The 24122-nt window shown below is 62.5% G+C and carries 27 protein-coding genes and 1 pseudogene; 19 read left to right on the top strand and 9 right to left on the bottom strand.

From position 1 onward, the window contains the following. Positions 1–9: 9 nt before the first annotated feature. The 5 genes from ACWH49_RS14055 to ACWH49_RS14035 are packed head-to-tail and all read left to right on the top strand — an operon-like array spanning position 10 to position 4937. Positions 10–1494, top strand: a complete 1485-nt coding sequence (locus ACWH49_RS14055; RefSeq protein ID WP_448172014.1) for a TniB family NTP-binding protein — start codon at positions 10–12, stop codon at positions 1492–1494. After that, complete coding sequence (locus ACWH49_RS14050; protein WP_448172013.1) at positions 1478–3145, top strand: TnsD family Tn7-like transposition protein; 1668 nt, start codon at positions 1478–1480, stop codon at positions 3143–3145. Before ACWH49_RS14055 ends, ACWH49_RS14050 begins: the two co-directional genes overlap by 17 nt. Then, entirely contained in the window at positions 3142–3918 is a 777-nt protein-coding gene (locus ACWH49_RS14045) for a hypothetical protein (RefSeq protein ID WP_448174409.1), read from the top strand. The genes ACWH49_RS14050 and ACWH49_RS14045 overlap by 4 nt, the downstream gene beginning before the upstream one ends. Then, positions 3873–4343 (top strand): BPSL0761 family protein, encoded by a 471-nt coding sequence (locus ACWH49_RS14040; RefSeq protein WP_448172012.1) that lies wholly within the window; start codon positions 3873–3875, stop codon positions 4341–4343. Before ACWH49_RS14045 ends, ACWH49_RS14040 begins: the two co-directional genes overlap by 46 nt. A gap of 36 nt (positions 4344–4379) precedes the next feature. After that, the gene (locus ACWH49_RS14035; protein WP_448172011.1) at positions 4380–4937 is read left to right on the top strand and encodes an HAD domain-containing protein; all 558 of its coding nucleotides are present in this window, start codon (positions 4380–4382) and stop codon (positions 4935–4937) included. Between the two features lie 471 nt (positions 4938–5408). Here ACWH49_RS14035 and ACWH49_RS14030 read toward each other — a convergent pair whose 3' ends face one another. Beyond that, positions 5409–5948 (bottom strand): MerR family transcriptional regulator, encoded by a 540-nt coding sequence (locus ACWH49_RS14030; protein WP_448172010.1) that lies wholly within the window; start codon positions 5946–5948, stop codon positions 5409–5411. Between the two features lie 447 nt (positions 5949–6395). On the opposite strand from ACWH49_RS14030, the gene ACWH49_RS14025 reads away from it, so the two are divergent. The 9 genes and pseudogenes from ACWH49_RS14025 (at position 6396) to ACWH49_RS13985 (ending at position 15002) form a co-directional block, all read left to right on the top strand. Beyond that, the gene (locus ACWH49_RS14025; protein ID WP_448172009.1) at positions 6396–6731 is read left to right on the top strand and encodes a YnfA family protein; all 336 of its coding nucleotides are present in this window, start codon (positions 6396–6398) and stop codon (positions 6729–6731) included. A 46-nt stretch (positions 6732–6777) separates the two neighbouring features. Continuing rightward, positions 6778–7167 carry a hypothetical protein gene (locus ACWH49_RS14020; protein WP_448172008.1) on the top strand — a complete coding sequence of 130 codons (390 nt, stop codon included), beginning with the start codon at positions 6778–6780 and terminating at the stop codon, positions 7165–7167. A 75-nt stretch (positions 7168–7242) separates the two neighbouring features. Next, a complete protein-coding gene (locus ACWH49_RS14015) occupies positions 7243–7995 on the top strand; it encodes a TolC family protein (RefSeq protein ID WP_448172007.1) in 753 nt (250 codons plus the stop codon). A 76-nt stretch (positions 7996–8071) separates the two neighbouring features. Further along, entirely contained in the window at positions 8072–9637 is a 1566-nt protein-coding gene (gene istA, locus ACWH49_RS14010; protein WP_448170694.1) for an IS21 family transposase, read from the top strand. Then, entirely contained in the window at positions 9627–10424 is a 798-nt protein-coding gene (gene istB, locus ACWH49_RS14005) for an IS21-like element helper ATPase IstB (protein WP_448170693.1), read from the top strand. The genes istA and istB overlap by 11 nt, the downstream gene beginning before the upstream one ends. Positions 10425–10493: 69 nt before the next feature. Next, positions 10494–12272, top strand: a pseudogene (locus tag ACWH49_RS14000) (efflux RND transporter permease subunit); the annotation flags it as partial. A gap of 104 nt (positions 12273–12376) precedes the next feature. Then, positions 12377–12697 carry a hypothetical protein gene (locus tag ACWH49_RS13995; protein ID WP_448172006.1) on the top strand — a complete coding sequence of 107 codons (321 nt, stop codon included), beginning with the start codon at positions 12377–12379 and terminating at the stop codon, positions 12695–12697. A 369-nt stretch (positions 12698–13066) separates the two neighbouring features. Next, the gene (locus tag ACWH49_RS13990; protein WP_448172005.1) at positions 13067–13327 is read left to right on the top strand and encodes a heavy-metal-associated domain-containing protein; all 261 of its coding nucleotides are present in this window, start codon (positions 13067–13069) and stop codon (positions 13325–13327) included. A gap of 724 nt (positions 13328–14051) precedes the next feature. Beyond that, entirely contained in the window at positions 14052–15002 is a 951-nt protein-coding gene (locus tag ACWH49_RS13985; protein ID WP_448172004.1) for a sensor histidine kinase, read from the top strand. Between the two features lie 150 nt (positions 15003–15152). Here the strand turns inward: ACWH49_RS13985 and ACWH49_RS13980 are convergent, their stop codons facing one another. Then, positions 15153–15563, bottom strand: coding sequence for a hypothetical protein (locus ACWH49_RS13980; protein ID WP_448172003.1), 411 nt, complete (start codon positions 15561–15563; stop codon positions 15153–15155). 67 nt (positions 15564–15630) lie between these two features. On the opposite strand from ACWH49_RS13980, the gene ACWH49_RS13975 reads away from it, so the two are divergent. Then, positions 15631–15990, top strand: a complete 360-nt coding sequence (locus ACWH49_RS13975; protein ID WP_448172002.1) for a hypothetical protein — start codon at positions 15631–15633, stop codon at positions 15988–15990. Positions 15991–16075: 85 nt separating this feature from the next. Here the strand turns inward: ACWH49_RS13975 and ACWH49_RS13970 are convergent, their stop codons facing one another. After that, complete coding sequence (locus ACWH49_RS13970) at positions 16076–16567, bottom strand: hypothetical protein (RefSeq protein ID WP_448172001.1); 492 nt, start codon at positions 16565–16567, stop codon at positions 16076–16078. 191 nt (positions 16568–16758) lie between these two features. On the opposite strand from ACWH49_RS13970, the gene ACWH49_RS13965 reads away from it, so the two are divergent. Together ACWH49_RS13965 and ACWH49_RS13960 are read left to right on the top strand one after the other, a co-directional pair. Then, positions 16759–17139, top strand: coding sequence for a hypothetical protein (locus ACWH49_RS13965; RefSeq protein WP_448172000.1), 381 nt, complete (start codon positions 16759–16761; stop codon positions 17137–17139). A 78-nt stretch (positions 17140–17217) separates the two neighbouring features. Continuing rightward, positions 17218–17472, top strand: a complete 255-nt coding sequence (locus tag ACWH49_RS13960; protein ID WP_448171999.1) for a hypothetical protein — start codon at positions 17218–17220, stop codon at positions 17470–17472. A 67-nt stretch (positions 17473–17539) separates the two neighbouring features. Here the strand turns inward: ACWH49_RS13960 and ACWH49_RS13955 are convergent, their stop codons facing one another. Next, positions 17540–17935, bottom strand: coding sequence for a response regulator (locus ACWH49_RS13955; protein WP_448171998.1), 396 nt, complete (start codon positions 17933–17935; stop codon positions 17540–17542). A 137-nt stretch (positions 17936–18072) separates the two neighbouring features. On the opposite strand from ACWH49_RS13955, the gene ACWH49_RS13950 reads away from it, so the two are divergent. Next, positions 18073–18441: a hypothetical protein gene (locus ACWH49_RS13950; protein WP_448171997.1), complete on the top strand. Its 369-nt coding sequence runs from the start codon at positions 18073–18075 to the stop codon at positions 18439–18441. Between the two features lie 120 nt (positions 18442–18561). Here ACWH49_RS13950 and ACWH49_RS13945 read toward each other — a convergent pair whose 3' ends face one another. Beyond that, positions 18562–19551, bottom strand: a complete 990-nt coding sequence (locus ACWH49_RS13945) for an alpha/beta hydrolase (protein WP_448171996.1) — start codon at positions 19549–19551, stop codon at positions 18562–18564. A 219-nt stretch (positions 19552–19770) separates the two neighbouring features. Between ACWH49_RS13945 and ACWH49_RS13940 the strand changes: the two genes are divergently transcribed. Further along, on the top strand, positions 19771–20166 hold the full coding sequence (locus ACWH49_RS13940) for a SirB2 family protein (RefSeq protein ID WP_448171995.1): 396 nt from the start codon (positions 19771–19773) through the stop codon (positions 20164–20166). Positions 20167–20366: 200 nt separating this feature from the next. On the opposite strand, the gene ACWH49_RS13935 is transcribed toward ACWH49_RS13940, so the two are convergent. From ACWH49_RS13935 to ACWH49_RS13920, 4 genes are all read right to left on the bottom strand, one after another. Continuing rightward, on the bottom strand, positions 20367–20885 hold the full coding sequence (locus ACWH49_RS13935; protein ID WP_448171994.1) for a hypothetical protein: 519 nt from the start codon (positions 20883–20885) through the stop codon (positions 20367–20369). Between the two features lie 460 nt (positions 20886–21345). Beyond that, a complete protein-coding gene (locus ACWH49_RS13930) occupies positions 21346–21774 on the bottom strand; it encodes a hypothetical protein (RefSeq protein ID WP_448171993.1) in 429 nt (142 codons plus the stop codon). A gap of 38 nt (positions 21775–21812) precedes the next feature. Further along, the gene (locus ACWH49_RS13925; protein ID WP_448171992.1) at positions 21813–21995 is read right to left on the bottom strand and encodes a DUF3606 domain-containing protein; all 183 of its coding nucleotides are present in this window, start codon (positions 21993–21995) and stop codon (positions 21813–21815) included. Positions 21996–23408: 1413 nt separating this feature from the next. Next, positions 23409–23687, bottom strand: a complete 279-nt coding sequence (locus tag ACWH49_RS13920; protein ID WP_448171991.1) for a YlcI/YnfO family protein — start codon at positions 23685–23687, stop codon at positions 23409–23411. Between the last annotated feature and the right edge of the window lie 435 nt (positions 23688–24122).

Genomic DNA, 24122 nt, shown 5'->3' with positions numbered 1-24122 from the left:
CGCCCAGCCATGAACAGCTCAAACGTCACTGACCACCGTGTCGAACCGGTCATCGCCATCTACCCTCTTTCGCCTGGGCCGCAGCCCGACCGAAATCCACTCATGCTCGCTCTGCCAGCCATCAAGTCCGACGACGAGTGGTTGGAACAGCTCGCAGTAGCGCCGGCGTTCGACGAATCACAGTTGGCGGACGAGGCTTTCGTCCGCTCGTACTACGTCGCCGGTCTTAAGCATTTCTTCCTTCCTGCCGAGCGCGGGCGCCACGTTGCGCGGCGGCTGGACCAAGTCCTCCGCCACGGCTTGACGCCGCGCAACCCGCTGGCCAGCGACCACTTCCGCTTGCTGCAGCGCGACTATGCCGAGGCGCAGCGCTCCGGCAAGGCCGCGCGCTTGGTCTACTCGAAGCTGTGTCCTATCTGCAGCTTCTCGCTCATCGGCGTTTCCGGGATGGGCAAGTCCACGACTGTAGAGGCGGTACTGGCGGCCTACCCGCAGTACATCCTTCACAAGGAGTTGGACCTGCATCAATTGGTCTGGTTGAAGGTTGAGTGTCCGAAGGACGGCAGCGTGAAGGAGCTCGCGTTGAACATCCTGCGAGCGTTTGACGCAGTCTTAGGCACCACGCACACACCGAAGGTCACCCGCAGCGTGACCCTCGACATGCTGATGAGCTTGGTCAAGCAATTGGCGCGTGCGCACTACCTCGGCGTCATGGTCTTGGACGAGTTGCAGAACGTCAGCGTTCGCAAGAGCGGCGGCCGGGAAGAGCTGATGAACTGGTTCCAGGAGCTGGTCAACGAGCTGAAGTTGCCGCTCGTCGTGCTCGGGACGTTTAAGGCTCGTTCTGTGCTCCAGCTCGATGCCCGCCACAGCCGCCGGGCGGGGGTGATGGGCGGGGCGACCTGGCGTCCCCTTGTCCGCGGCGCGGAGTTCGACCTGCTTATAGATACGCTGTGGTGCTACCAATGGCTGCGCAAGCCGGGGGAACTGACAGACGCGTTCAAGGACATGGTGTATGCCGAGACCCAGGGTGTGGTCGCCTTCATCGTCGACATGTTCTTGGTCTGTCAGCTGCACGCACTCAGCCATGGCAAGGAAACACTGACGCCGGAAATGTTTCACCACGTGGCCCGCCACGAGTTCGAGTTTCTGCAGCCCCTGCTCAACGCGCTGCGGTCCCGACAGCCCAGTCGTCTGGCGAGATTTGAGGACGTCGACGCCTACGACATCGATGAAATCATCCAGAAGCATCAGCAGCTCATCCCGCAAAGTTCGGCGGCTCAGTCTGAGGGAAAGCCTGGCCTCAGCCTGCTCGCGCGCTCCGCCGCTTCCGTGCGCTCGGCCCTTGGAATTTCGGACACGGAATCACGTCGCCTGGTGGAATCGGTCCTTACTGCGGCGCACAAGTCGCACACGAAGTTGACGCTGGACGCGCTTGCCGCGTGGTTCCGCGCTCAGGAGCCTCAGGAGACACCGCATGCGTACGCTGCCTAAGCCCTTGCCCGACGAGTTGCTCTACAGCGCCTTGGCGCGCGCGACCTATCGCTACGGTTTCTGGAGTCCCAAGCGGCTGCTCGACATCTTGTACGGGCGCCGCACCGTCGTCGCGGTGCCCGACCTACCGTCCAACTTGGCGTCTTTGGCGCGAGCCACCGGCAGCGAATGGCAGTTGGGGGTCGAAGAAATGGCCGTGCGCCATACCTTGTTCGGGTACTACACCCACTTTTGTAGTGCGCGGCAAAGGAAGCAAGTGCTCGCCGCTATGGCCTCTGACGGCGGGAATCTTCAGGTACGGCTCGGCATTTGCGCCGGGTCCGCACGCGCCCCTAAGCGTTTCCACTTCTGCCCGCGTTGCCATGCGGCTGATGTTGCTCGCTCCGGCGAAGCCTACTGGCACCGCGCGCACCATTTGCCTGGCGTAGTGGTTTGCCATCTGCATGGCGACCCCTTGGTGGAATCAGACGTGCCATTTCGGCCACCCGGACGACATGCGTACCTCGCAGCCCCAGTGGAGGCCGACCTCAGCAACCTCCGGCCGCTTGTGGGCGCCCAGACGCAACCGGAGGTGGCGCGGGCGGTGGCAGTGCGCTCCTTCGAGTTGCTCATCGGCCAACCCTGCACCACAGCGATGAAGCCTGACTATCGCGCGCACCTCGGACACATGGGCTCCGTCCGGGGGCGCTCCCAGCGTCTCCGGAGTGCCTTCATCGACTACTTCGGCGAAAGCCTGCTGCTGGCATCGTTCGGACGTGAGTACGGCGACCCGCTCGCATGGCTGGACGAGGTCCTGCGTGCGCCGCGCCGACCCTTGCATCCGTTCAAGCACGTGCTGATGGGCGTGTTCATCAATGGGACGCGCGTGATGGCCCAGGACAGCAACGATGCATCGAGCGTTGCGAGCGGCAAGCGCTGGGGCGTCTACCGGTCGCCGGGGATGCGGCAGGAGGCGGCCAGCCTCGCTCAGCTCGGTCTCAGCACCCGCGCCGTCGCTTGGACCTTGGACGTCGACTGGAAGACGGCAGAGCGTCTGCTGGCCCCGCTGCCACCGACGCAGGCGGCACCTGCCCACGAATCGGGAGTCGACCGCCAGGCGTGGGCTGAGACAGCTGCGGCCAATTCCGAAAAGGGGAAGAAGGAGCTTCGCGGCATTGCGCCTGCGCTCTACGCGCGCCTCTACCGACACGACCGGGCCTGGCTGCTCGCATGGCACCCCGTGCGGGCGCAGAGCGACCTCAGTGTGCGGCGGCGCATTGATTGGGGTCGTCGTGACTCCAATTTGCAGGACCGGGTGCGGCAGCTGGTCGCCCAGACCCTGCAAGAGATTCCGCCGCGCCGCGCATCGAAGAATCACATCCTTGGCCTGATGGGTCAGCGCGCACTGCTGACTCATCGGGCTGCGCTGTTGCCAAGGGCGACGGAGACACTTGATGCGCTGTGCGAGACGGTTGAAAGCTTCCAACTGCGTCGTCTCGCGTTTGTCTTGAGCCAGGAAGGGGGGCACGCGCTGCCCGATTGGAGGGCGTTTCGTGATGCGCACATCCAGCCTGGTCGGTCTCCCGATGAAGGGCAAGGCATCATGGAACGCGCTCGGAGACGCAATAACGAGATGTCCTCCATCGAGTCCCGACCGCAGGCAAGGCCATGACCGAGGACCCTTGTTGGCTCAACGGATGGCAGCGGTTCCGGCGCGGCTGGGCGCTGGAGGCTGTGGTGCGCGAAGGCACCGGTTGGGGGACGAGACTACTGCCGGCGTCCTGGCTCCCGCAAAGCGGACGCTTGTTCGAGCCTTCAGCGCGACCGTTTGAGCGGTTGCACTCACGAAGCTTCAAACTGAGAGTCTCCGACCTCACGCGGTTGTCGCCGCTGCTAGAACCCGGTCGACTCATTGCATCGCTCGTGCCGCCGGCTGCCCGTACGCGACAGACCGTTTACGCCGTTGAGGAAGAGGAACACCGTGTCTACCTGCCGGCCGCGCTGCTCCTGCGCGAACTCTGGATGTGGAGTCCCGCTGCAATGGAGGCGCTGCTGACACCGAACAGTCTCGCGCTCTACCTCCGACGCATTGATGGGCTTGAAGGGGCGCACTTTCAAACATCGGGAAGCCTGGCCCGCGTTGGCGCGAGTGATAGCGGTTTGCGCCGACTGTGCTGGCTGGCGCAATGCAGTGACGCGCAGTCATCCTGGTCCAGCGTCCTGACTTTCGCGCACGACGGCGAACTTCGACTGCGGCTTCCACGAGCGTCACTCGAAGCCTGGGCCTGGGGAGTGGAATTGCGGACCGGCACCCTTGTGGCGGAGCTGTCAGCGGTGTCGCTGTCTTTCGAGCTTCCCCAGGAAGTGTGCCGCATCCAGCTCGGCAGGGGCGACCACTTATGTCCGCCGGCGCCTCGACCCCGTACAGGTTTTGTCAGTTTCTAGAAGGCGTCAACGATGGACATCAAGAGGCCGTGCGGCCACTGTTTCGACGGATGCCGGCAACTTGCACACCAGCCAAGCGTCCAGGGGGAATGCACATCATGACCATGCCAAGCGAAAGAACCCGCGCTGTTTTGGCCACACGCCGGTTTCTGCAAGAACTTTGCAATAACGGGAATGGCCTTGAGGTGCCGCCCAGCGTGCGCGAATCTGCGAGGCGTTTGCTGCGTCACTACCCTTGTTCTTGGCACATCGATATCGCTGCAGTGGCATGGCCGATGGCATGGGCGCCCGCGAGTCGGCGGCGAGCGCCGTCACTTTCATACCTTGACCTCCTGGCGCTTACGACCACAAAGGCTTCAACGGAGGCTGGCGAGGGAGCGGACATCCAAGGCAAACCTATGGAGTCCGACGATGCAACGAACTGACGGATTTACCGCCTACTCAAAGATGGGGGATGACGCATGACTGGAGGACCTCCAACTGCATACCTTGGGATATCTGGCGTGCTTCATCCCAGCGAGTCCCTCTACGGGCTGCTGCGTGGCCGTTCACCTTGGGCAGATGGCCATGCCAAGTATGAAGGTGTCCCCTATCTCGAAAAGGCGCTGCGTGAATGGCCCGACGTGCGCATCATGCTTACGTCGACGCAGCCACGGGCGCATGGCCTCTCGTCGGTCCTGGAGCGGCTAGGGCCGAACCTCGCAGCGCGCGTCAGCGGCTGCACCTACGAAGACCTCACCACCAAGGCCAACCGCGTTGCAGTCACGCGCAGCGGCTCAAATCGGACAGTGGCGTACTCCAACGACGATTACTGGCGTATGAGCAAGGCGCAAATCGTCGATGCCCACGTCAGATGGCTCCGCCCTTCGAACTGGATTGCAATCGACGACGAGGACATCCTATGGCCGCAGGCGGTACGCCATGACCAGCTCGTCTTGACTGACGGCTGCATGGGTCTGTTGAGTATTGAGGCACAAGACAGGCTCGACTTCGTCCTTCGCACCAACTTCGGACCTTGAGTTCCAGTCGACTCACCGACTCGCGGGGCGGTCGAGGTTCGGCAAGCACCAAGGAGGTCCAACGCCCTTCTCTGTTCAAGCGATGAAGGGTGTCAGGTCGGTAGAGGTGGTGGCGCAGCGTGAAGCGTCAGGAGCCCTTGCCCGCACTGCTTAAATTGATATCAGGCTACGAAGGATGTGCTGGCTGGTGCGGCACGCTGACACACGGGCTTCTTGGTCGAGCGTTCTGACCTTGCGCACGATGTTGCCCTCCCACCAACGGGCGTCTCGGGCGTCGCTGGAGGCTTCGGCACGAAAGGCGCCGACCGGGTGTTCAAGAGTCCGACGTGCGGTTGCTGCAGCGCCTGGGTGGACCACTTGAAGGCAGCCCGCTTCCCCGTGAAGGTGACCGATGATGAAGCCGTAGGAAGCCCGAGAACCCGCAAGAGGCGCACGTTTATCGACTGCCTGCTTGCAGAGTGGGCCTGTTCATCAAGATGCCGCTCCTTCAGGACGCACTGCCAATGTGCCGCAACATGGACTGGCTGCCATCAGGCTCGCCGGGTTCGTAGGTTGCGCGAGGTCTTCGAGGATGGCGCAGTCGACCGCCGTACCTCCGGCGCATGCGGTATCGCAGCTCACAACGAACGCCGACAGACTGGACTCAAGTGCCTTGAGCTCCGCGAGCTTCTTGCGAACCTCCGTCAGGTGGCCAGCTGCGATTTCGCGTACCTCCACACAGGGCCGGTCGGGTTCATCTACCAAGCCCACCAGTCCTCGAACCTGGTCTATCGAAAAGCCGAAGTCCCGGCAGCGCCGAATAAACGTCAGCCGCTTGGCCGTGGGCCCGCTGTAGAGCCGCCGTCCGGCGTTAGTGCGAGGCACAGCAGGCAACAGGCCAATTTCTTCGTAGTACCGGATGGTTGGCACAGTGCAGCCCGTTTGCTGGGCAAGCACCCCGATAGAGACCATGGCATTCATTTTGGGTACCTCACACTGGCCATCGTAGGTCATCCGCGTCAGCATGCACATTCGTCCCGGCTCGTCGCCCGTGAAACGGGCCCATCGACTGCAAATCCAACGTGCACGCAATCGGCGCCGGTTCAGGTCAGGACATGACTTGCTCTCGTCGAGCACGACGTCGTGCACGCGCAGGTGTTGGCCTGAGCGGACCGGCGCTTTCGCCACAACCACAGAGCCAGGAGTGCCGACGCGAAAGCTCCCAGACCGATGGCGGCGGGGATGAACTCGTCGGCACACGCCCACAGCGCGGATGCGAACACCGCCAGCCCCCCGGCGGCTCCCAGCAACGGAATGGCACAGCAAGCGGCACATGCCGCGCCAAGCCCCAACATCAACTTCCAAGACTTCATCCAGACTCCTTCAATGCGGAACTGCTTGTCCCGCCCGAAAGGTAGTACCTCAAGCTACTTGAGGAGCAAGCGCTTTCTGCATCGGCGGCCTGACGACAATGGGCGCATGGACATCTTGAAGACGCTCGCCCTGTTCGTTGTCACCGCTGTCGCGGAAATCGTCGGCTGCTATCTGCCGTACCTGTGGCTGAAGCAGGGTAAGACGGCATGGTTGCTGTTGCCGGCAGCGGCGAGCTTGGCGCTATTTGCCTGGCTCCTGACGCTGCATCCAACGGCTGCGGGCCGGGTCTACGCCGCGTACGGCGGGGTCTATATCGGCATCGCAATCCTGTGGCTCTGGGTCGTCGACAAAGTGCAGCCGACGGCGACCGACTGGATGGGGCTCGGTGTCAGCTTCCTTGGCATGGCCATCATCATGTTTGGGCCGCGTCTTGCCAGGTAAGACCCCGCAGGCTAGTTACGGCTAGATTCGGACAGCTACACTTCGCATGCTCATGTCGCGCCGTTCCATTCATCGCCTGACAACGACGTTCTTCGTCGTGCTGTCACTGCTGTTCTCGCAGCTAGCGTTGGCGAACTATGTGTGCCCGGGGCAGGTCGATGCTGCAATCATGGCCGAAATGATGGCCGCGGGCGAACCGTGCGAGGGCATGGACCAAGCTCAACCGGCCCTCTGTCGCCAGCACTCGGCTGACGCCGCCCAGTCCTTCGAAGCAGTCAAGCTGCCCGCGGTGTCGCTGCCGATGGTCGTGCAGGTCATCGTCCTGCCGCTGGTGCTCGAAGCCGTTGAGGCCGAAGCGCTGCCGGCAGCGTCTGCGCCTGAAGCACGTCCGCCCCCGGACCCCATCTTCCTTTCCACACTCAGACTCCGCGTCTGACCCCCCGTCGACTGACCGGCGCTGGTGCGGCTTGCCCGCTCGCCAGCGAACGCATCGTTCGTCTTCGGAGTTTCCATGTTCACGACACACATTCGCGCGGTCGCTCTGGCCGCGGCAATGCTGCCGGCACTGACGGTCTCAGCACCTCTCACGCTCCCCCAGGCGCTCGACTTGGCCGTTCAACGCTCCGAAGCGACGCGGTCGGCCCGCGCCAGCGTGACCAGCGCCTCAGAGGCAGCGCGCGCCGCCGGCCAACTGCCGGACCCGACCCTGCGTGTCGGTGTCGACAACCTTCCGGTCACGGGCGGTGACCGGCTCAGCACCACCCGCGACTCCATGACGATGAAGCGCATCGGCATCGGTCAGGAGTGGGTATCGGCTGAGAAGCGTGCCGCCCGACGGGCGGCTGCCGATGCGATGGTCAGCCGCGAGTCCGTGGCGGTCCAAGCTGCCGCGGCCGACGTGCGACTGCAGACGGCGCTCGCTTATGTCGATGCGTACTTCGCCGGCGAGACTCTGAAGCTCGCCACGGTGGCTGAACACCATTTACACGAGGAGTTGGAGGCCTCCAAAGCTCGTTTGTCCTCATCCGCCGGGAGCAGCCAGGAAGTGTTGGCCACCACCAGCGCACGCGGTATCGCCGAAGACGAGTCTGCCGAAGTAAGGCAGCAGCAGAGAGCCGCCCGTATCGTGCTTGAGCGCTGGGTCGGCGTTCAGGCTGAAGACCTGGCGGCTCCAGTGGAGCTGCCCGGACCCGACGAACAAGCCTACGTGGCCAATCACCCGATGGTCTTGGCTGTTGATTTCCATCCAGAAGTGATCCACTGACCCCGCTGATTTCCATTTAAAACTGACCCACGCAAGAACCCTAACCTGCTGCTTTGAGTGGCAGGGAGCAGTAGGAGTGATTGACGTGGCGACACTGAGTGTCATCAGGCGGTGGGCCCTGCGCGAGCAGCTGTCCATCCGCGAGATAGCCCGACGCACCGGCCTGTCTCGCAACACCATCAGGAAGTACCTTCGGGCCGGTACGGTCGAGCCCCGGTACGCGAAGCGCGCGAGCCCGAGCAAGCTCGACTCGTATGCCGACAAACTCTCGGGCTGGCTCAAGGCCGAGGCGACCAAGTCGCGCAAGCAGCGGCGAACGTTGAAGCAGATGCACGCCGACCTCGTCGTGCTCGGCTACGCGGGTTCCTACAACCGCGTCGCTGCCTTCGCCAGAGCTTGGACCGCGCAGCGGCACGAGGTCGAGCAGACCACTGGACGCGGCACCTTCGTGCCCCTGACCTTCGGCGCGGGTGAGGCCTTCCAGTTCGACTGGAGCGAGGACTGGGCCGTCATTGCCGGCGAGCGCACCAAGCTGCAGGTTGCGCACTTCAAGCTCAGCCACAGCCGGGCGTTCCTGCTGCGGGCCTACCCGCTGCAGACCCACGAGATGCTGTTCGACGCGCACAACCACGCCTTCGAGGTGCTGGGCGGCGTCCCGCGCCGCGGCATCTACGACAACATGCGCACCGCCGTCGACAAGGTTCGACGCGGCAAGGAGCGCGACATCAACGCGCGCTTCCAGGCCATGGTCAGCCACTACCTGTTCGAGGCCGAGTTCTGCAACCCCGCCTCCGGTTGGGAGAAGGGCCAGGTCGAGAAGAACGTGCGCGACGCTCGGCACAGGCTGTGGCAACCGACGCCTGCGTTCCCGACGCTGGACGCCTTGAACGACTGGCTCGAGCAACGCTGCAAGGCGCTGTGGGCCGAGATCAGCCACGGCAGGCTGCCCGGCACCGTTGCCGACGTGTGGGCGCAAGAGAAGGCGTTCCTGATGGAGCGGCCTCGCGCCTTCGACGGCTTCGTCGAGCACACCAAGCGTGTCTCGCCGACATGCCTCGTGCACTTTGAGCGCAACCGCTACAGCGTGCCGGCGTCGTATGCCAACCGCCCGGTGAGCCTGCGGGCCTATGCCGACCGGCTCGTGGTCGCGGCCGAGGGCCAGATCGTGTGCGAGCACGTTCGCATCATCGACCGGCGCCACGACACGAGCGGCCAGACCGTCTACGACTGGCGCCACTACCTGGCGGTGCTGCAGAGGAAGCCGGGAGCGCTGCGCAACGGCGCGCCGTTCGCCGAGCTGCCCGAGGGCTTCCGGCGGCTGCAAGGCTCGTTGCTCAGACAACCCGGCGGCGACCGGGAGATGGTGGAGATCCTGGCGCTGGTGCTGCACCATGACGAGCAGGCCGTGCTCGCCGCGGTGGAGCTGGCGCTGGAAGCCGGCGTGCCGACGAAGACGCATGTGCTCAACGTGCTTCACCGGCTGCTCGACGGCAAGCCGCCCGCGCCGCCGGTGACCGCGCCGCAGGCTCTGCGCCTGGTCAACGAGCCGCAGGCCAACGTGCTGCGCTACGACGCGCTGCGGGGCAAGGCCCAGGCCGCTGTGCACGCCTACGCGGCCAAGGAGAACTGCCATGCGTCATGACCCTGCGAGCGCGGCGATCGTGATCATGCTGCGCGAACTCAAGATGCACGGCATGGCGCACGCGGTAGCGGAACTGGCCGAACAAGGTGCACCCGCCTTCGAAGACGCGCAGCCGGTCCTGTCGCAGCTGCTCAAGGCGGAGACGGCGGAGCGCGAGGTGCGCTCGGTGGCCTACCAGTTGAAGCTGGCGCGCTTGCCCGTCTACCGCGACCTCGCAGGCTTCGACTTCGGGCAGAGCGAGGTCAACGAAGCACTGGTGCGTCAGCTGCACCGATGCGAGTTCCTAGAGGATGCGCAGAACGTGGTGCTCGTCGGCGGGCCGGGCACGGGCAAGACGCACCTGGCCACTGCGCTCGGGGTGCAGGCCGTCGAGCATCATCATCGGCGCGTAAGGTTCTTCTCCACGGTCGAGCTGGTCAATGCGCTGGAGCTCGAGAAGGCCACGGGCAAGGCCGGTCAGATCGCGCACCGGTTGATGTACGCCGACCTGGTCATCCTCGACGAGCTGGGCTACCTGCCGTTCAGCGCGTCAGGCGGGGCGTTGCTGTTCCATCTGCTGTCCAAGCTCTACGAGCGGACCAGCGTGGTGATAACGACCAACCTGAGCTTCAGCGAGTGGGCCAGCGTGTTCGGCGATGCGAAGATGACGACGGCGCTGCTGGACCGGCTCACGCATCATTGCCACATCCTGGAGACCGGCAACGACAGCTACCGCTTCAAGAACAGTTCAGCCCAACCAACCCAACCCAAGAAGGAGTCCAAGACCAAGAAGTTATCCACAACGTGAGCCCGCGGGGCTCAAATACGGGTGGGTCACTATTGAATGGAAAAGGCGGGTCAGGATTACGTGGAACTCAACACACTGGAAGCGCAGGAGGGGCGGCTGTTCTCGCCGTTGGCGTTCACAAAGACCTACGCGATGGCCGCAGCCGCGGGCCTCTCGGTGACGCTGGTGCCCGTCCTGATGGGCTACTTCATCCGCGGCCACATTCCGCATGAGACAGCCAATCCGGTCAACCGAGTTCTCGTCGCCATCTACCGGCCGGTGCTGGACGCCTTGCTGCGCTTCCCGAAGGCAACGCTCGTGGTCGCCGCAGCGCTGCTCGCCCTGACAGCGCTTCCAGTGATGCGACTGGGAGGCGAGTTCATGCCGGCGCTCGACGAAGGAGACTTGCTGTACATGCCGTCGGCACTGCCGGGATTGTCGGTGTCAAAGGCGTCGCAGCTGCTCCAGCAGACCGACCGGCTCATCAAGACGGTGCCGGAGGTCGAGCGCGTCTTTGGCAAGGCTGGCCGGGCGGACACTGCGACGGACCCTGCGCCGCTGGAGATGTTCGAGACGACCATCCAGTTCAAGCCTCGCGAGCAGTGGCGGCCGGGTATGACCCCGGACAAGCTCGTCGAGGAGCTTGACCGCGTCGTCAAGGTCCCCGGCCTGTCCAACATCTGGGTCCCGCCCATCCGCAACCGCATCGACATGCTGGCCACCGGCATCAAGAGTCCAGTGGGCATCAAGGTGGCCGGCGCCGACCTTGCCACCATCGACCGGTTGACCACGCAGATTGAAGCGGCGGTTAAGAGCGTGCGTGGCGTGTCGTCCGCGCTCGCCGAGCGGCTGACGGGCGGCCGATACATCGACGTCGACGTGGACCGTCTGGCTGCCGCGCGCTATGGACTGTCGGTTGCGGACGTCCAGTCCGTGGTCTCCACGGCCATCGGCGGTGACAACGTGACGGAGGTCATCCAAGGCCGAGAGCGGTACCCGGTCAATGTCCGCTATCCCCGCGAGATTCGCGACTCGCTAGAGCGACTGCGTCAGCTCCCCTTCGTCACCGAGAAGGGTGCGACTGTCCTGCTGCAGGATGTGGCGCGAGTGTCTATCGAAGACGGACCGCCGATGCTTCGCAGCGAGAACGCCCGGCTGTCCGGCTGGGTCTATGTGGACGTTCGCGGAAGAGACCTCCGCTCGGTAGTAACCGACATGCAGACTGCCGTGGCCAAGCAGGTGGCGATGCCACCCGGCTACGCCGTGTCGTGGTCAGGTCAGTTTGAGTATCTTGAGCGAGCAACGCAGAGACTGAAGCTGGTCGTTCCGGTGACGCTTGCGGTCATCTTTGCTCTGCTCTATCTGCTGTTCCGCTCGTTCGGCGATGCCGCGCTCGTGATGGCGGCTGTTCCGTTTTCGCTGGTCGGAGGCTTCTGGCTCATCTGGGCGTTGGGGCACTCCATGTCTGTTGCGACCGCGGTCGGCTTCATCGCATTGGCTGGTGTGGCCGCTGAGTTCGGCGTCGTCATGCTCATCTACCTGAAGAACGCGTTGGCGCGGCGCCTGGCCTTGGGTGAACCCGACAACGACGAGACGCTGTTGGCGGCCATTCGCGAAGGCGCGGTACTGCGGGTGCGCCCGAAAGCGATGACCGTCGCTGTGGTGATGGCAGGCCTCCTGCCCATCATGTGGGGCAGCGGCACCGGCTCCGAAATCATGACTCGCATTGCTGCGCCGATGGTGGGCGGCATGGTCACGGCGCCGCTCCTGTCCATGCTGGTCATCCCGGCCGCTTGGTACCTCTCGCGCTGCCGGTCTGGTGCGGGGCGAGTGCGTGCAGCGCTCGCGGCGCACACCGCCAGCGCGTAGGGCCATTGCCGACCGAGGGGCCTGGTTGAGGCTGAGCGTCGTAGCCTCAGGTCATGTCAATGCGAACGACACCGCCTCTCGCTCGGCGGAATGAAGCTCGACCGATGCGGCTGCGCGTAAGCCTTTATCGGTATCTCTTCTACGGCTGGCTCTTCCGGGATGCCGACGCTAGCACTGAACTTGAGCGTGCCAGCGCGTTGCGCCACAACCGAGACCAGTCCAGGTGGCTGCCCGTCTACCTTTTGCGGTGGAGCGTCATTGGTGGCGTGCTGGCAGGGTTGGAGACCCAGGCCAGGCCACTCAACGCGATGCCAGTGCTCTCAGCGGCGTTGGCTCTGGCTTTCATCTTCGTGGTCATGTACCTAATGCTGACAACGATTTTCTGGGCCTTCCTTCAGGGACGGGGTCGAACCGGCAACGACTGACAGCTAGCTCATCCATTCATCCTCGGACACTTCGACGAAACGCGAAGCGTCGCGCGGCTGCCGCCCCATCTTGGTGCTTGGGGTTCGAAAGTTCATTCGGTGGAAGTACTGTAGTTGTATCCAGTAGTTGCGCTCAAAGCGGGCGCGGGAGAGGCACCGAATACTGCTCAGGTTTAAGAAATACCGCGAGCACGCTCATTGGTGCCGGGTCCGAAACGCAGGCTCCCCTTTTATGGGGTCAGACGGCGACCCTCCTTCGCAATTGCCTGAAGCAATGTTGTTCGCCGGCGTACAGACGACGTCGGACGACGGCATCAGGCTATTGCTTCCGCACTCAGCTTGAGTGTGCGAATCGCAGCAGCACCGCCAATGGCAACCGCTCTCAAACTCGACAGGCCGCAAGTCTTCTTCCACGTGAAGGACATGACGAGCGAACGCGCCGCGGAGGCTGTTTTGAGCGCGCTCAAGAATCTGGACGTTGGCGCCACCGTACGAATCGATTTGTCGCTGCGCAGGGTCGAAATCGACTCCGAGACCGCGGAGCCTGCGGCCTTGCGGGAGGCCATCAGCAAGGTTGGATACAGCTCGGTACGGCAGTGGCCCTCCGACTGCGCGTACCTCTGGGCCTAGGCACAGACGCTTCGCTGGACCGAACCACACTGTCCTAAGAAAGCCGATATGGCGAACCAATGCGCACGTGCAACCGCGGCAGGGGAACCTACTGCGAGGCAGCCATGACTTTGATTTGCACCGCGCCAGTAGCGGGACTTTCGGGGGACTTACGCTGCTGCGCCGAGTCCGATTGGGTTGAGCGCTGTCGCGCAAGCATTGGGGAGCGAGAGCCGCTCCTTGATGCGGCAGATGTTCTGGACTTGGCGTTGACCCTTTGGGACCTGCCCCGCTGCCGGCGCCTCTTGCCGGAACTTGCTGCCCGTCTTCTGTTGGCCGACCAATTGGGCCGGATGGGGTTGGCCGACTCCGCTGGTTGACCGCGCACTGCCGCGGTGCGTTCAAGCATGAAACACGCGACCACCGACTGTCCGCTACCGCACAGACACCCGTCCAGTCATTTGATAGTTTGGTTGGCGGCCAGGGCAGCACCGCACTCGCAGAAGCCCGGCTTCGCCATAGGCGTCCAAACCAAATGTTGCATTCATTTCTCTCAAACAACCGCACCGAACTCATCGAGCGATGTCGTGGAAAGGTCTGGAAGCGGCTCCGAAGACATGCGACGGACCGGCAACTCCGGAACGGCGTCCCACTCTTCCTTGACCAGCTCATACGAACCCTCGTCGCAGAGGACTCTGGGGATGCTCAACTGAGCCTTCAGGTCTCGGGGCCTTCTGGAGGGGACGTGCTAGCTCCATCCGAAATCGGCGTCGGCGCCATAGCTCACGGCAAAGCGCTGCTCGAACTCGGCTTTTCGGTCGACCAGGTGGTCCACGACTACGGTGACCTTTGTCAGGCAATCACTGAACTCGCAGAACAGCGAGATGCACCCTTTCGAGTGGACGAGTTCCGCACGCTCAACCGCTGTCTGGACAACGCGATAGCAGATGCGGTTTCCAAGTTCAGTTCACAGCGAGACTCTGCGGTCGCTGAGAAACTGGCGACCGAGGCAAACGAGCGGCTGGCCTTCCTGGTTCACGAGATTCGCAACTCGCTGCAGACGGCCAACTTGGCCGTGCGCGCCACGGAGCTCGGCGGTTTGACGTTGGCAGGCGCAACGGGCTCGGTGCTGAAGCGAAGCCTTGCATCGATGCGCGCTCTGGTAGACGCATCGCTCGGTGAGGTACGCGCGCGCAGCACCGCTCCAATTCCTCGCACCGTCTTTTCGCTCGCCAATTTCACCATCGACGCAGGGACTGCGGCACAGCTCGAAGCCGACGTCCGTGGGTGCGCACTTATCGTCGCTACCGTCGACCCTGTGCTGCGCATTGAGGCAAATCGAGACCTGTTGCTTGGTGCGTTGGGCAATCTCTTGAGCAACGCCTTCAAGTTCACGCACCGGAATACCGCGGTGCACCTGGTGGCCTACGACATTGACGACCGCATCTATATCGAGGTCGAAGACCGCTGCGGCGGGCTTGCCTCGAATCACGCCGACACCATGTTCTTGCCATTTATCCAGCTCGGCACAGACCGCACTGGACTCGGACTCGGGCTGTCGATTGCACGACAGAACGTCGAATCGATGGGAGGAGCGCTCTCGGTCAAAGACCTTCCTGAGCTGGGCTGTGTCTTCACCATCGCTTTCCCGAGTTCGACGACCGAGCGTCGAAGCGACTACGGACATCTCGCCTGAGGCGAAACGCGCCGAACCCCCGTCGTCGCAGAGGGCAATGGTCAACCCCTCTGCTAAGTGGAAGAATATGCGGCGTCGGGCAGTCCGCGTAGCCGGTTAGCCGTCCACTCGACACTCTGAAGGCGCGCACCGCTCAATGCCGCTGCGTGACTAGCCCGGGATTTGTACCCGCCCACGGGACCAAGTGTCCATGGTGACGCTCAATTCGGCATCCTTGGTCATTTGCAGGTCCGCGAACTCCATGCTGCCTGGAACTTGCGTGGCACCGGGGTGCAGCGTTTCCGCGTCGTCTGCGGTGATTCGGTGCCGAGAGATGCGCAACTTTCCTGTTACCTCATCACGGATGAACCAAAGCCAGATTTCATTGCGGCTAAGCATCAGCTGCGTCTGGTCATTCGCAAGCGCTCTGCCGGACGATGCCGGTTCTGATTGGGGGGACTGCGGGCAACGGAACTGCATCCCACAGAATAGGGCGGCGCGCGCCCGATGTTCCGTGCGCTGGAGTACATAGCCTCCTGCATCGAACCCCCAGATGGAGAAGCGCGGCGACAAGACGGTCATGCGGAATGCGGTAGGGTTCGTTATGCCTGCGCAGGGCGTGCGGGCCCTTCCAGCAAGGTAGGTCACCGTGGAAAACGACGCAACTTCGAATCGGGCAGGCCGCCAGCGGCCCCCTAAGGCCGCCGTGGGCGCAACCCGGAGCGTTCTCGATAGGGAACTGACTGCTCCGCCCGAACTGACCGATGCTGAAGTCGTGCAGCTTCAGATTCGCGTGATTGCGTTGGAGAACCTAGTCATCGCGCTACTTGCCAACTCGCCCGAAGCGACGCGCGCCCAAGCAAGGGAGCTTGCCGACTACATTTCGCCGAGGCCCGGGTTTACGCAGCACCGGTTGACGCTCCATGCGGCGACCCAGATGACGCATCTGGTGGACCGAGCCCGCCACCTGCTTGAACTCACGCCGGGTAGCGGAAGCGGTCCCGATTGATTGCTTCCGGGCGTCCCAAGATAGAGCATCTCTTTTGGTTGGGCCGCTCAAGGTTCCAGTCGAATTTTCGGGGCACTCGCAGTGGCTAGCGCATTCCACTGCGGGACACAGCCTTGGGCGGGAAGCCGTCGACCCCGACAACTCCCACGTGCTGGTCGAAACTCGCCTGCATCTCAATCACCAGGTGGGCGCGCTCATCGAATCCAAGAATCGCCTCCAAAGCAGGTAGCACGATATGCCGTTCAACCTGGCACATAGATTGGACTGCTACAGCGAGCGCTTCCAGGCTTGCCGAGAACTGGTCTATGGATTTGAGCGCGACGAGGGTGGACGCAAGCGCTAGACCCACACCGCCGTAGGCCCCGAGCACTTGGTCGAGTGTCTTCGATGGTCCCAGCTGTCGTAGCACGGAGCTCGTTCCGTGCTCCACACTGCGTAGGTGCGCGGCCAGCACATCGGTAAGGTCGGACACGCAGGCATCGCGGGCAGCGCCGCTTTCGAGATGCCCGAGCGCAGTCAATGAACACGCGAGGTAAGCGTGGCGCTCGGCGAACAAATCGGCGAGTTCATGGGCCATGACGGTACTGCGACGTAGCACTGGTTGCGGGAATATCATGTGTACTACGACGTGTGAACCGTAGGAAAAGTTGTCTTCTCCGTGTAGGACTGGGTCCTTGTTTGCGAGTGGCACATGCTGCTGCCCCTCATGCCGTCCTGTTGACGCACGCGGGCTCTTTACCCTGTGCGAACTAGCGTAGGATTTTCCGCATGGCCTACCTTTTTGAGACCGCAGAGCAGCCTGGCATCTTTGTCGCAAGAGTTGGTGGCGAACGGCACGAACACATTGGCGAAAATTTCAGCGAGCTTTGGGAGTTCTGGTCGAGTGTTGCGGCAGCGATGAAGCAAAGTGGACTTCATCGCTTGCTTGCAGTCATCTCGGCGAGAGGGACGCTCCGAAGCCTTGATGTGCCCACGTTCTATCGGCGCTTGGGAGAAATGGGCTTCATGGCGAACATGCGCTTGGCCGTGGTCTTCGACGTGCCGGAACATGACAGGCCAGTTTTGCGACTCGGCGTCGCCGCCGCGGTGCAAGACGGATGGACGATTCGTCAGTTTTTGTCGGAAGCCGACGCAATGGAGTGGCTGTGAAGCAGGACCAAGTTCGAACGGAGCGGGCGGCGGCCAGCGTCCCTGGGCTCACCCTTGGCCAATGTCGCAAGGGAACTGATGACGGCACCCGAACTGACCGATGCTGAAGCTGTGCAGCTTCAGATTCGTGTGCTTGCACTGGAGAACCTAGTCATCGCGCTCCTTGCCAACTCGCCCGAATCGACGCGCGACCACGCGAAGAAGCTTGCCGACTACATTTCGCCAAGACCCGGTTTCACGCAGCACCGATTGACGCTCCACGCGGCGACCCAGATGTCGCATCTGGTGGACCGAGCCCGCCATTTGCGTGAACTCACGCCAGGAAACGGATGAGGTTCGGTGGATTGCTTCAAGGTGCTTTTGCGGGGGCCCAGGTTAACCTAGCAAGCGCGTAGCTCAGCTATGTTGCCTGGGACGCGCGTGCGAGGCCCGAGCAGTACTGAACCAAGTCGTCGATTTCCGTAGATTTGTCGAACACGGCTCGGGCGCCCAGTTGGTCGCACCAGCGACGGACATCGGCGGTTGCCGCATTGCTCAGCACAACGAAGTGGACATCGGGCCGAAGTTTGACCGCCCTTTGAAGAACCATCAGGCCGTTGCCTCGCTTCAAGAAGATGTCCACGATTGCCACGTCGCAGTGGTTTCCGTCGCGGGCCAACCAATCCAGCGCACTGGATTCATCCTCTGCCACGTCGACGACCGTCACGGGCGCCAACTCTTCCAGAAGTTCGGTCACTTGGGTCCGAAGCAAGGGGCTGTCTTCAACCAGAAACGCACTTATCCTTCGAGCGGGCATGGGTCAGAAGCGGGGCTGCGTTGACGAGGGATGTCGTCTCTGCGCAGTCAATTCTGCCCCACGTTGGTGCTTCGCGCCGGGACTGGGCGTCTGTTCCGTCTCAGAACGGTCGTCGTGTCTGATACGCTGACGGCACGATGCAAACCTCCATCTCCCGCCTTGAGCCTTCTCCTTCTCAAGCCGCGGACGCCAAAGCCGAGACCGAGCGCAAGGAAGCCGTCGCGGAAGCGATTTCCACTGACCTCGCTCCGGCCAGCGCCATCGCTGTCCTGGCCAAGGCCGAGACGCCACCTGACGCTCTGGATGCGGCACTGAAGCCGGTTGCAGCAGGCGTGACTGGCGCCGATGACGACAGCAAGGTCAGAGTTCAGCTGATGTTCCCAGACGGCTCTTTGTTGCCTGTCGAACTGGACCGAGCCGCTGGTGAAGCGCTGGCTGCGGGTCTAACAGAGGTCTTGAGTGAGCTGCCCCTTGCGGCAGTCGCAGAGAGCAGGGACAAGTCCTAGCGGTCCTTGAGCCCACTGCGTCCGCACTGGGCGTTACCGGTGCCGCCGAATTTCTGGTGCGCTTGCGGGAGCAGTCGTCTCACGACGACCCGAAGTGGGCCGTCTTTCAAGTCTCCTTGCTTACTTCCAGGCGCTCTGCAACCTCTTGCCAGCCAGCTCCTGAGCTTGCTTCGCCTCGGGAACTACGGCCGCCATGCCGAAGAATTCGTGTGTGGTTCCCGCGTACAGTTTGTGCTCGACCTTCACGCCCGCCTTCTTCAATGCGGTCTCCAACAAATCGGCGTCGCTGCGGAGCGGGTCAATCTGTGCATTGATGAGGGTCACCGGCGGCAGCCCCTTCAGATTGGCGTGCACGAGGTCGATGCGCGGGTCTTTCTTGTCGGCGTCGTTGCGCAAGGCGTGTTTGGCAAACCATTCCATCATTGGCTTGTTCAAGGGCTTGGCTGACGCGCTGTCGACATAGGAGGGCGTTGCCAGGTCAGTGGCTTGCGCAATCGGGTACACCGCGACCACGTGCGCAGGCTTTGCGAGATTCTGGTCGCGCGCCGCCATGGCTGTCGCGATGGCGAGATTTCCACCTGCGCTCTCGCCGGCAAGGGCCATCCGTTTCGGGTCGCCATTGAAACTGGCCGCGTTCTGCGCCGCCCACTTGTAGGTCGCAAGGGCATCGTCGTGCTGAGCTGGGAACTTCGCCTCCGGTGCGAGGCGGTAGTCCACCGAGACGACGACCGCATTTGACTGCTTCGCGAGCCCGCGAGCGCCGCCGTCGTACACATCCTTGTTGGCAATCACCCAGCCTCCGCCGTGGAAATAGACCACAACCGGGAACGGGCCCGCACCCTGAGGCGTGTAAATGCGGACGGGCAGCTGTCCAGCTGGGCCTGCAATCTCGATGTCCTTGCTCATGACGCCCGGCACCAGGGCGGTCGGGCTGGTGTCTCTGCCACGCTTCTTTAGAACGGCCATCACAGCATCCGTCGGCGTCGGCTGTTTGCGCGCCTCAGCGGGTTCAAGTGTTTCGATGGGCTTGCCATTCAACGTGCCAAGGGTGTCGAGAACCTCCTGCATGTCACGGCCAGCCTTGTACTTGGTACCGGTCTCCGGTCTCACGGCATCAGCGGCTTGTGCGCGCGAGACAAGGGTGGAAGCGGCAAGCGCAACTGCGCCAAGAAGGAAAGCGGAGCGAAGAGTGCGTGAAACTGACACGTGTGGACCCAAGTGGTTGAAGTGAGCCCAGCATGGCGGTCTGGCACGCCTGCAGTCACAGGAGAGGCGGTCGAACAGTCGTCGGACAACGGCGCGAGGCGGCTCGCAGGCAAACTGGCTCAAATGGACTACTCAACCATCAAGCTCGTTCACCAGGCAGCGGTCGCGCTCTCACTGACCGGCTTTCTTGCGAGGGGAACCGCATCGCTTTCGGGGGCAGCATGGGTGCAGCATCGACCTGCTAGGACACTCCCGCACATCATCGACACGGTCTTGCTCGCCTCCGCAATCACTCTCGCATGGAAGGCAGGTCTGAACCCCGTCGATGTGCCTTGGCTACTCGCCAAACTTCTTGGCTTGGTGGGCTACGTCGTTCTCGGAACGGTCGCGTTGAAAGCGCGGTACTGTTGGAGGACACGCGCGAAGGCGTTTGCGGGTGCGCTCGCGATAGCCGCATGGATAGTTTCTGTCGCCATCACGAAGAGCCCGTGGGGCTTCTTGTCCCCGATAGCCGGGTGAGCCGCTGTTCACCGCCGTTTTGCGTGCGGTGGTACGTCGATGAGCCAAAGCCAGGTTTCATCGCGCCTAAGCATGGGCCGCCCTTCGGACATTCCCAACCGCACCACCGGGCGCTGCCCCTTCTGATTGCCGACAAGCGAACTGCATCACTTCCAGCCCGCTTGCAGGCATTTTTCTAGTTCGGTGGGCCCCTCTATCGTCTAATTTGGAGACGCAGCCTGAACAGGCTGATGCGTTCCGCTTCGAGACGCCTTCTTGGGCGGAAAGCCGTCGATGCCGACAACCCCCACATGCTCGTCGAACATCTCCTGCATCTCAAATGCGAGGTGGATGCGGTCCTCGAATCCAAGGAACGACTCCAAAGCCGGTAGCACGATGAGTCGTTCTACCTGACACATGGATTGAACAGCTACAGCGAGCCTTTCCAGGTTCGACACGAAGTTGTCAGTGGAGTTGAGCGAGATGAGAGTATTGGCAAGCGCTAGGCCCACACCGCCATAGGCTCCGACAACTTGGTCGAGTGTTTTCGAGGGCCCGAACCAGCGCAGCACGGACGTCGTCCCATGCTCCACACTGCGCAGGTGCGCGGCCATCACACTGGTAAGGTCAGACATACACGCATCGCGGGCAGGTCCGCTTTCCAGATGCCCGAGCGCCGTCAGTGAGCACGCAAGGTAAGCGTGCCGCTCGGCGAACAAATCGGCGAGTTCGTAGGCCATGACTGGACTGCGCGGTATCACTGGTAGAGGCGATGTTGCATGTACTGCGACGTAGTAGAGCGTAGGAAATGACGTGGTCCCGGTGTAAGACCGACTTCCAAAAGGCGCCAACGTCGACATGCTCATGACGAACTGACTGGACCGGGCATGCCGCCAGGAGGCGACCTCCGTCAGCGCCCGCTGTTTTCTGGAAGAACAGCCGGAAACGCGAACTCTCGACCCACGACTGGCCTCGCGTATAAGTAGTTCTCGCGAGCGCGTTCAGACAGGTCGTCGAGGGGAACGTGACCTTCCGCGGCGCAAGGAAATAAGAGCGCCTTGCCGGGGTTAAACAGCGAAACAAACCTGATGATGTGAGAGCAGTGCAATTGACCTCCGCGGCAGTGGTTCGTTAGAACTTAACGTTGAGCACCGGGGCCTGGTTGGCATGTACCGACGGCGCGAACGAACATCGGGGTGCTCAACGCTGCGGCCGACCGAGGCGCCCGCTCAGAGGGTCGACTCCGAACACAAACTTCTGGTCCGCGACGAAGGTAAGACCTCCTGAGCAGGTGTACTTCGTCATCGCGTCGATGACAGGTTGTCGGTAAGCCGCGGGACCCGACAGAATTTCAACCGACTTCACTTCGCCGTCGACGAAGTGAGCTCGCGCCTTAACCGTCGCGGGCTTCCCGGGACGCATCAGGTCTGGGTTTAGGTCAGGCGAAACCATCTCGCATTTCTTGCCTTTGAATCCGGGCGGCGCTTGAACTGTCCGGCGTGGGTCGGATGGTGAAGAGCTCGCGCAGGCGGTCAGGACGAAGGCGACCGACATTGCCATCAGCTGCAGCGCTCTGAACGAATCAGTCCTGGCAGCCTTCCCGGAGTCAGATTGCGGCGGAGGGTTCATTGACGACTCGTGCCAAGAGCTGGTGAGCTGCCTAGCCCTCAGCCCCGAGCCTGAAGATACGACTCCACTCGGCTCGCTCGGTCGCCAACCGCCGATACCGCGGACTGAAGCTGTTCCTTCGTGACTGCGAACTTCTTGCACCAGTCGGCCACCTCGTAGCTCTCAGCGAGGTTGATTCGCGTCCTGTCTTGTCCACCGGATTTGGCCTTGTCATCTGACATGCTGGCTCCACGTTTTGACGTGACCTGATGTTGCGCTCGGCGCTTGCGATGCCTCGCCAGATGACAGCGCGCAGGACTGCCAGTTGCGTCCGACAACTCCTGTTAGTGCGACCCTCCGAGACCCTCTTGGGTGTCTGAATGGGCAGGCCAGCTGAGCTCGCCACGAATCACGGCCTCGACAGCGGCGAATGGTTCACGCCCACCATGGCGTTCGAATGCGCTGGCCGCCGCCACCCGAGCTCGACTCGAATCGCACCTGGTCTCGAACTTGAACAGGCTTGCGAACAAGGTGCACCACACCAGTCGGCGCTGGTCCGCAGCGAGTGGGGGTGCGGTCGAGTTCATGGGAATAATTTACCAAATCGAAGCCAGTTCGAGCATCGACCTTGAGCGCCGTCAAGATGTCAGCGGATTCCTACGTGAGGACATCTCGGAGCTGTCACATCAAGCGCGTAGAACAGCAAGTGTGTTTCGGCGCCCGGTTCGCGAGGTGTCCCATGGTGCGAGAGATTGACGAGCGAAATCGTTGGTGCGAGGCCTTCGCATCGCTCCTCGTCGAGGAGACGAAGGTCGGGAAGGCGGATGCGCTATTCCTGGCTGAGCAAGCGCGCGTGTGCAGTCCGTCTTTGCCGCCTTCGTATGCTGTGAAGTTGGCCTTGATGAGCCCCCACTTTTCGTCGAGGCGAGTTGTCGCCGGACGCTGGTGGGGCAGCCGACGGGGGCCTCACGACTTCCCAGGTGACGAGTCTTACGTCGGCTGGTGACGTAGGGCTTTCTGAGCTCGGGGAGGGGCGCCGGACCCGTAATCGCGGACAGTCGACTGGTGAGCCAGTAGCCCCAGGGCTGCTGCGCTTCTATAAGAAATTATTGTGGATTCTTATAATTATAAGAATCGTGAATAATTTTCTATAACGGCGCCTACGCTGAGAAGCGCTTTCAACTAGCGTTGCGCATACGCTGCCGCCGTCCGCCGTACTCGCAAGAGCTCCCCGGCTTCAAGCGCCTGAAGAGGCGTGCGCGGCTCCCCTGACGGGCCGATGTAGACGCCTTCCGTTGGTACAGGCCACGTGGGTACTTCGCCAGCCCTTGCCCGAGCAGTGGGCGAGCCGGCGAGTGGCGCTGAGAGCGAAGCTTTCGGCTTCGTGAAGAACAACCACTTGCTGCCTCCCGGTAGGTCGCCCAAGAGTGCGATGACGCTCTCAAGCTCTCGTCGGTCATAGCGGGTGTCCAGGTAGAAAGCTGGATACGCGCTTACGCCGCCGACCTCGATGCGGAAGAGATGATGAGACGCTACCGCCCTGCTTGCAGTCTCACGCGTCCAATCCATGCGCTGCAGGAATGCGTCGGTCGTCAGCAGCTCACCAGACTTGATGAGGGCGTCGAACGTGCACTGCACGAGGTTCTGAGGGGCAGTCACGGCTTTGCCAGGAGTTCTTGGCGACGCGCGTCGATGAGCTTCTGAGCTCGGTCGAATACCTCACAGGCAGGACGCGACTCCCCACCGATTTGATATTCCTGCCAAGCCTGTTCGCCGCGCGCCAAGAACTTCGCTTGCATACGCCGGTAGTTCACCGCGCAGCGGACGGCTTGCTCGACGAAGGCGCTGACGGTTTCTGCCTCACCCAGCACCGATTCGAGCTCAGCTCGAAACTCTGGCTCGACATGCACGGCCGGAAGGCTGACGGATTTCATAGCCAACAACGTAGCACAAACGTCACTCGCAGTGGTACCGCTGCGCCGCCGACGGGTGGGCCAAAGAAGCGCAGTCATCGACCTCTCGTTGCCGGACGAGCGCCACGTAGCCCTTTGCGCCGATGAAAGCGTCTCGCAACTGCTAGTCACGCGGCCGAGGCCGAGCTTTCTTTAGGGCGAACGGTCTAGCTGGCCGCCAGGCCTCACCGGTGCTAGCTTTCCAGGGTTTCTGGGGGCCAATTGCCTAGTAAGACCCACCCGAGCGCACTCGAACGCCACTGACAATGGCGGGGCAACAGGACGCCCGCCAGGTCCGCAATTTTTGCTGCGTTGCGCGTGCGTGGGCCCCAGAAGGCAAGCGACTTGTCGCCCAAGTCGCCGGAACTAAGCGGCTCGCTGGGTGAGTAATGAACTATGTTTTGCAGCGCCTCCCCT

Source organism: Rhizobacter fulvus (genome assembly GCF_964020785.1).
The sequence above is the reverse complement of the archived record's forward strand: the minus strand, read 5'-3'. Positions and strand labels throughout refer to the sequence as shown.

Bases quoted from the DNA above. Each gene is read 5' to 3' on its own strand.
- istB (WP_448170693.1), top strand. From the start codon at position 9,627: ATGCGTCATGACCCTGCGAGCGCGGCGATCGTGATCATGCTGCGCGAA.
- ACWH49_RS13950 (WP_448171997.1), top strand. From the start codon at position 18,073: ATGCAAACCTCCATCTCCCGCCTTGAGCCTTCTCCTTCTCAAGCCGCG.
- ACWH49_RS13920 (WP_448171991.1), bottom strand. From the start codon at position 23,687: ATGAAATCCGTCAGCCTTCCGGCCGTGCATGTCGAGCCAGAGTTTCGA.
- ACWH49_RS14035 (WP_448172011.1), top strand. From the start codon at position 4,380: ATGACTGGAGGACCTCCAACTGCATACCTTGGGATATCTGGCGTGCTT.
- ACWH49_RS14015 (WP_448172007.1), top strand. From the start codon at position 7,243: ATGTTCACGACACACATTCGCGCGGTCGCTCTGGCCGCGGCAATGCTG.
- ACWH49_RS13960 (WP_448171999.1), top strand. From the start codon at position 17,218: ATGACGGCACCCGAACTGACCGATGCTGAAGCTGTGCAGCTTCAGATT.
- ACWH49_RS14040 (WP_448172012.1), top strand. From the start codon at position 3,873: ATGTCCGCCGGCGCCTCGACCCCGTACAGGTTTTGTCAGTTTCTAGAA.
- ACWH49_RS13970 (WP_448172001.1), bottom strand. From the start codon at position 16,567: ATGGCCCATGAACTCGCCGATTTGTTCGCCGAGCGCCACGCTTACCTC.
- ACWH49_RS14020 (WP_448172008.1), top strand. From the start codon at position 6,778: ATGCTCATGTCGCGCCGTTCCATTCATCGCCTGACAACGACGTTCTTC.
- ACWH49_RS13955 (WP_448171998.1), bottom strand. From the start codon at position 17,935: ATGCCCGCTCGAAGGATAAGTGCGTTTCTGGTTGAAGACAGCCCCTTG.
- ACWH49_RS14050 (WP_448172013.1), top strand. From the start codon at position 1,478: ATGCGTACGCTGCCTAAGCCCTTGCCCGACGAGTTGCTCTACAGCGCC.
- ACWH49_RS13925 (WP_448171992.1), bottom strand. From the start codon at position 21,995: ATGTCAGATGACAAGGCCAAATCCGGTGGACAAGACAGGACGCGAATC.
- ACWH49_RS14045 (WP_448174409.1), top strand. From the start codon at position 3,142: ATGACCGAGGACCCTTGTTGGCTCAACGGATGGCAGCGGTTCCGGCGC.
- ACWH49_RS14025 (WP_448172009.1), top strand. From the start codon at position 6,396: ATGGACATCTTGAAGACGCTCGCCCTGTTCGTTGTCACCGCTGTCGCG.
- ACWH49_RS13965 (WP_448172000.1), top strand. From the start codon at position 16,759: ATGGCCTACCTTTTTGAGACCGCAGAGCAGCCTGGCATCTTTGTCGCA.
- ACWH49_RS13990 (WP_448172005.1), top strand. From the start codon at position 13,067: ATGGCAACCGCTCTCAAACTCGACAGGCCGCAAGTCTTCTTCCACGTG.
- ACWH49_RS13980 (WP_448172003.1), bottom strand. From the start codon at position 15,563: ATGACCGTCTTGTCGCCGCGCTTCTCCATCTGGGGGTTCGATGCAGGA.
- ACWH49_RS13935 (WP_448171994.1), bottom strand. From the start codon at position 20,885: ATGGCCTACGAACTCGCCGATTTGTTCGCCGAGCGGCACGCTTACCTT.
- ACWH49_RS13995 (WP_448172006.1), top strand. From the start codon at position 12,377: ATGCGGCTGCGCGTAAGCCTTTATCGGTATCTCTTCTACGGCTGGCTC.
- ACWH49_RS14030 (WP_448172010.1), bottom strand. From the start codon at position 5,948: ATGTGCATGCTGACGCGGATGACCTACGATGGCCAGTGTGAGGTACCC.
- ACWH49_RS14055 (WP_448172014.1), top strand. From the start codon at position 10: ATGAACAGCTCAAACGTCACTGACCACCGTGTCGAACCGGTCATCGCC.
- ACWH49_RS13940 (WP_448171995.1), top strand. From the start codon at position 19,771: ATGGACTACTCAACCATCAAGCTCGTTCACCAGGCAGCGGTCGCGCTC.
- ACWH49_RS13930 (WP_448171993.1), bottom strand. From the start codon at position 21,774: ATGAACCCTCCGCCGCAATCTGACTCCGGGAAGGCTGCCAGGACTGAT.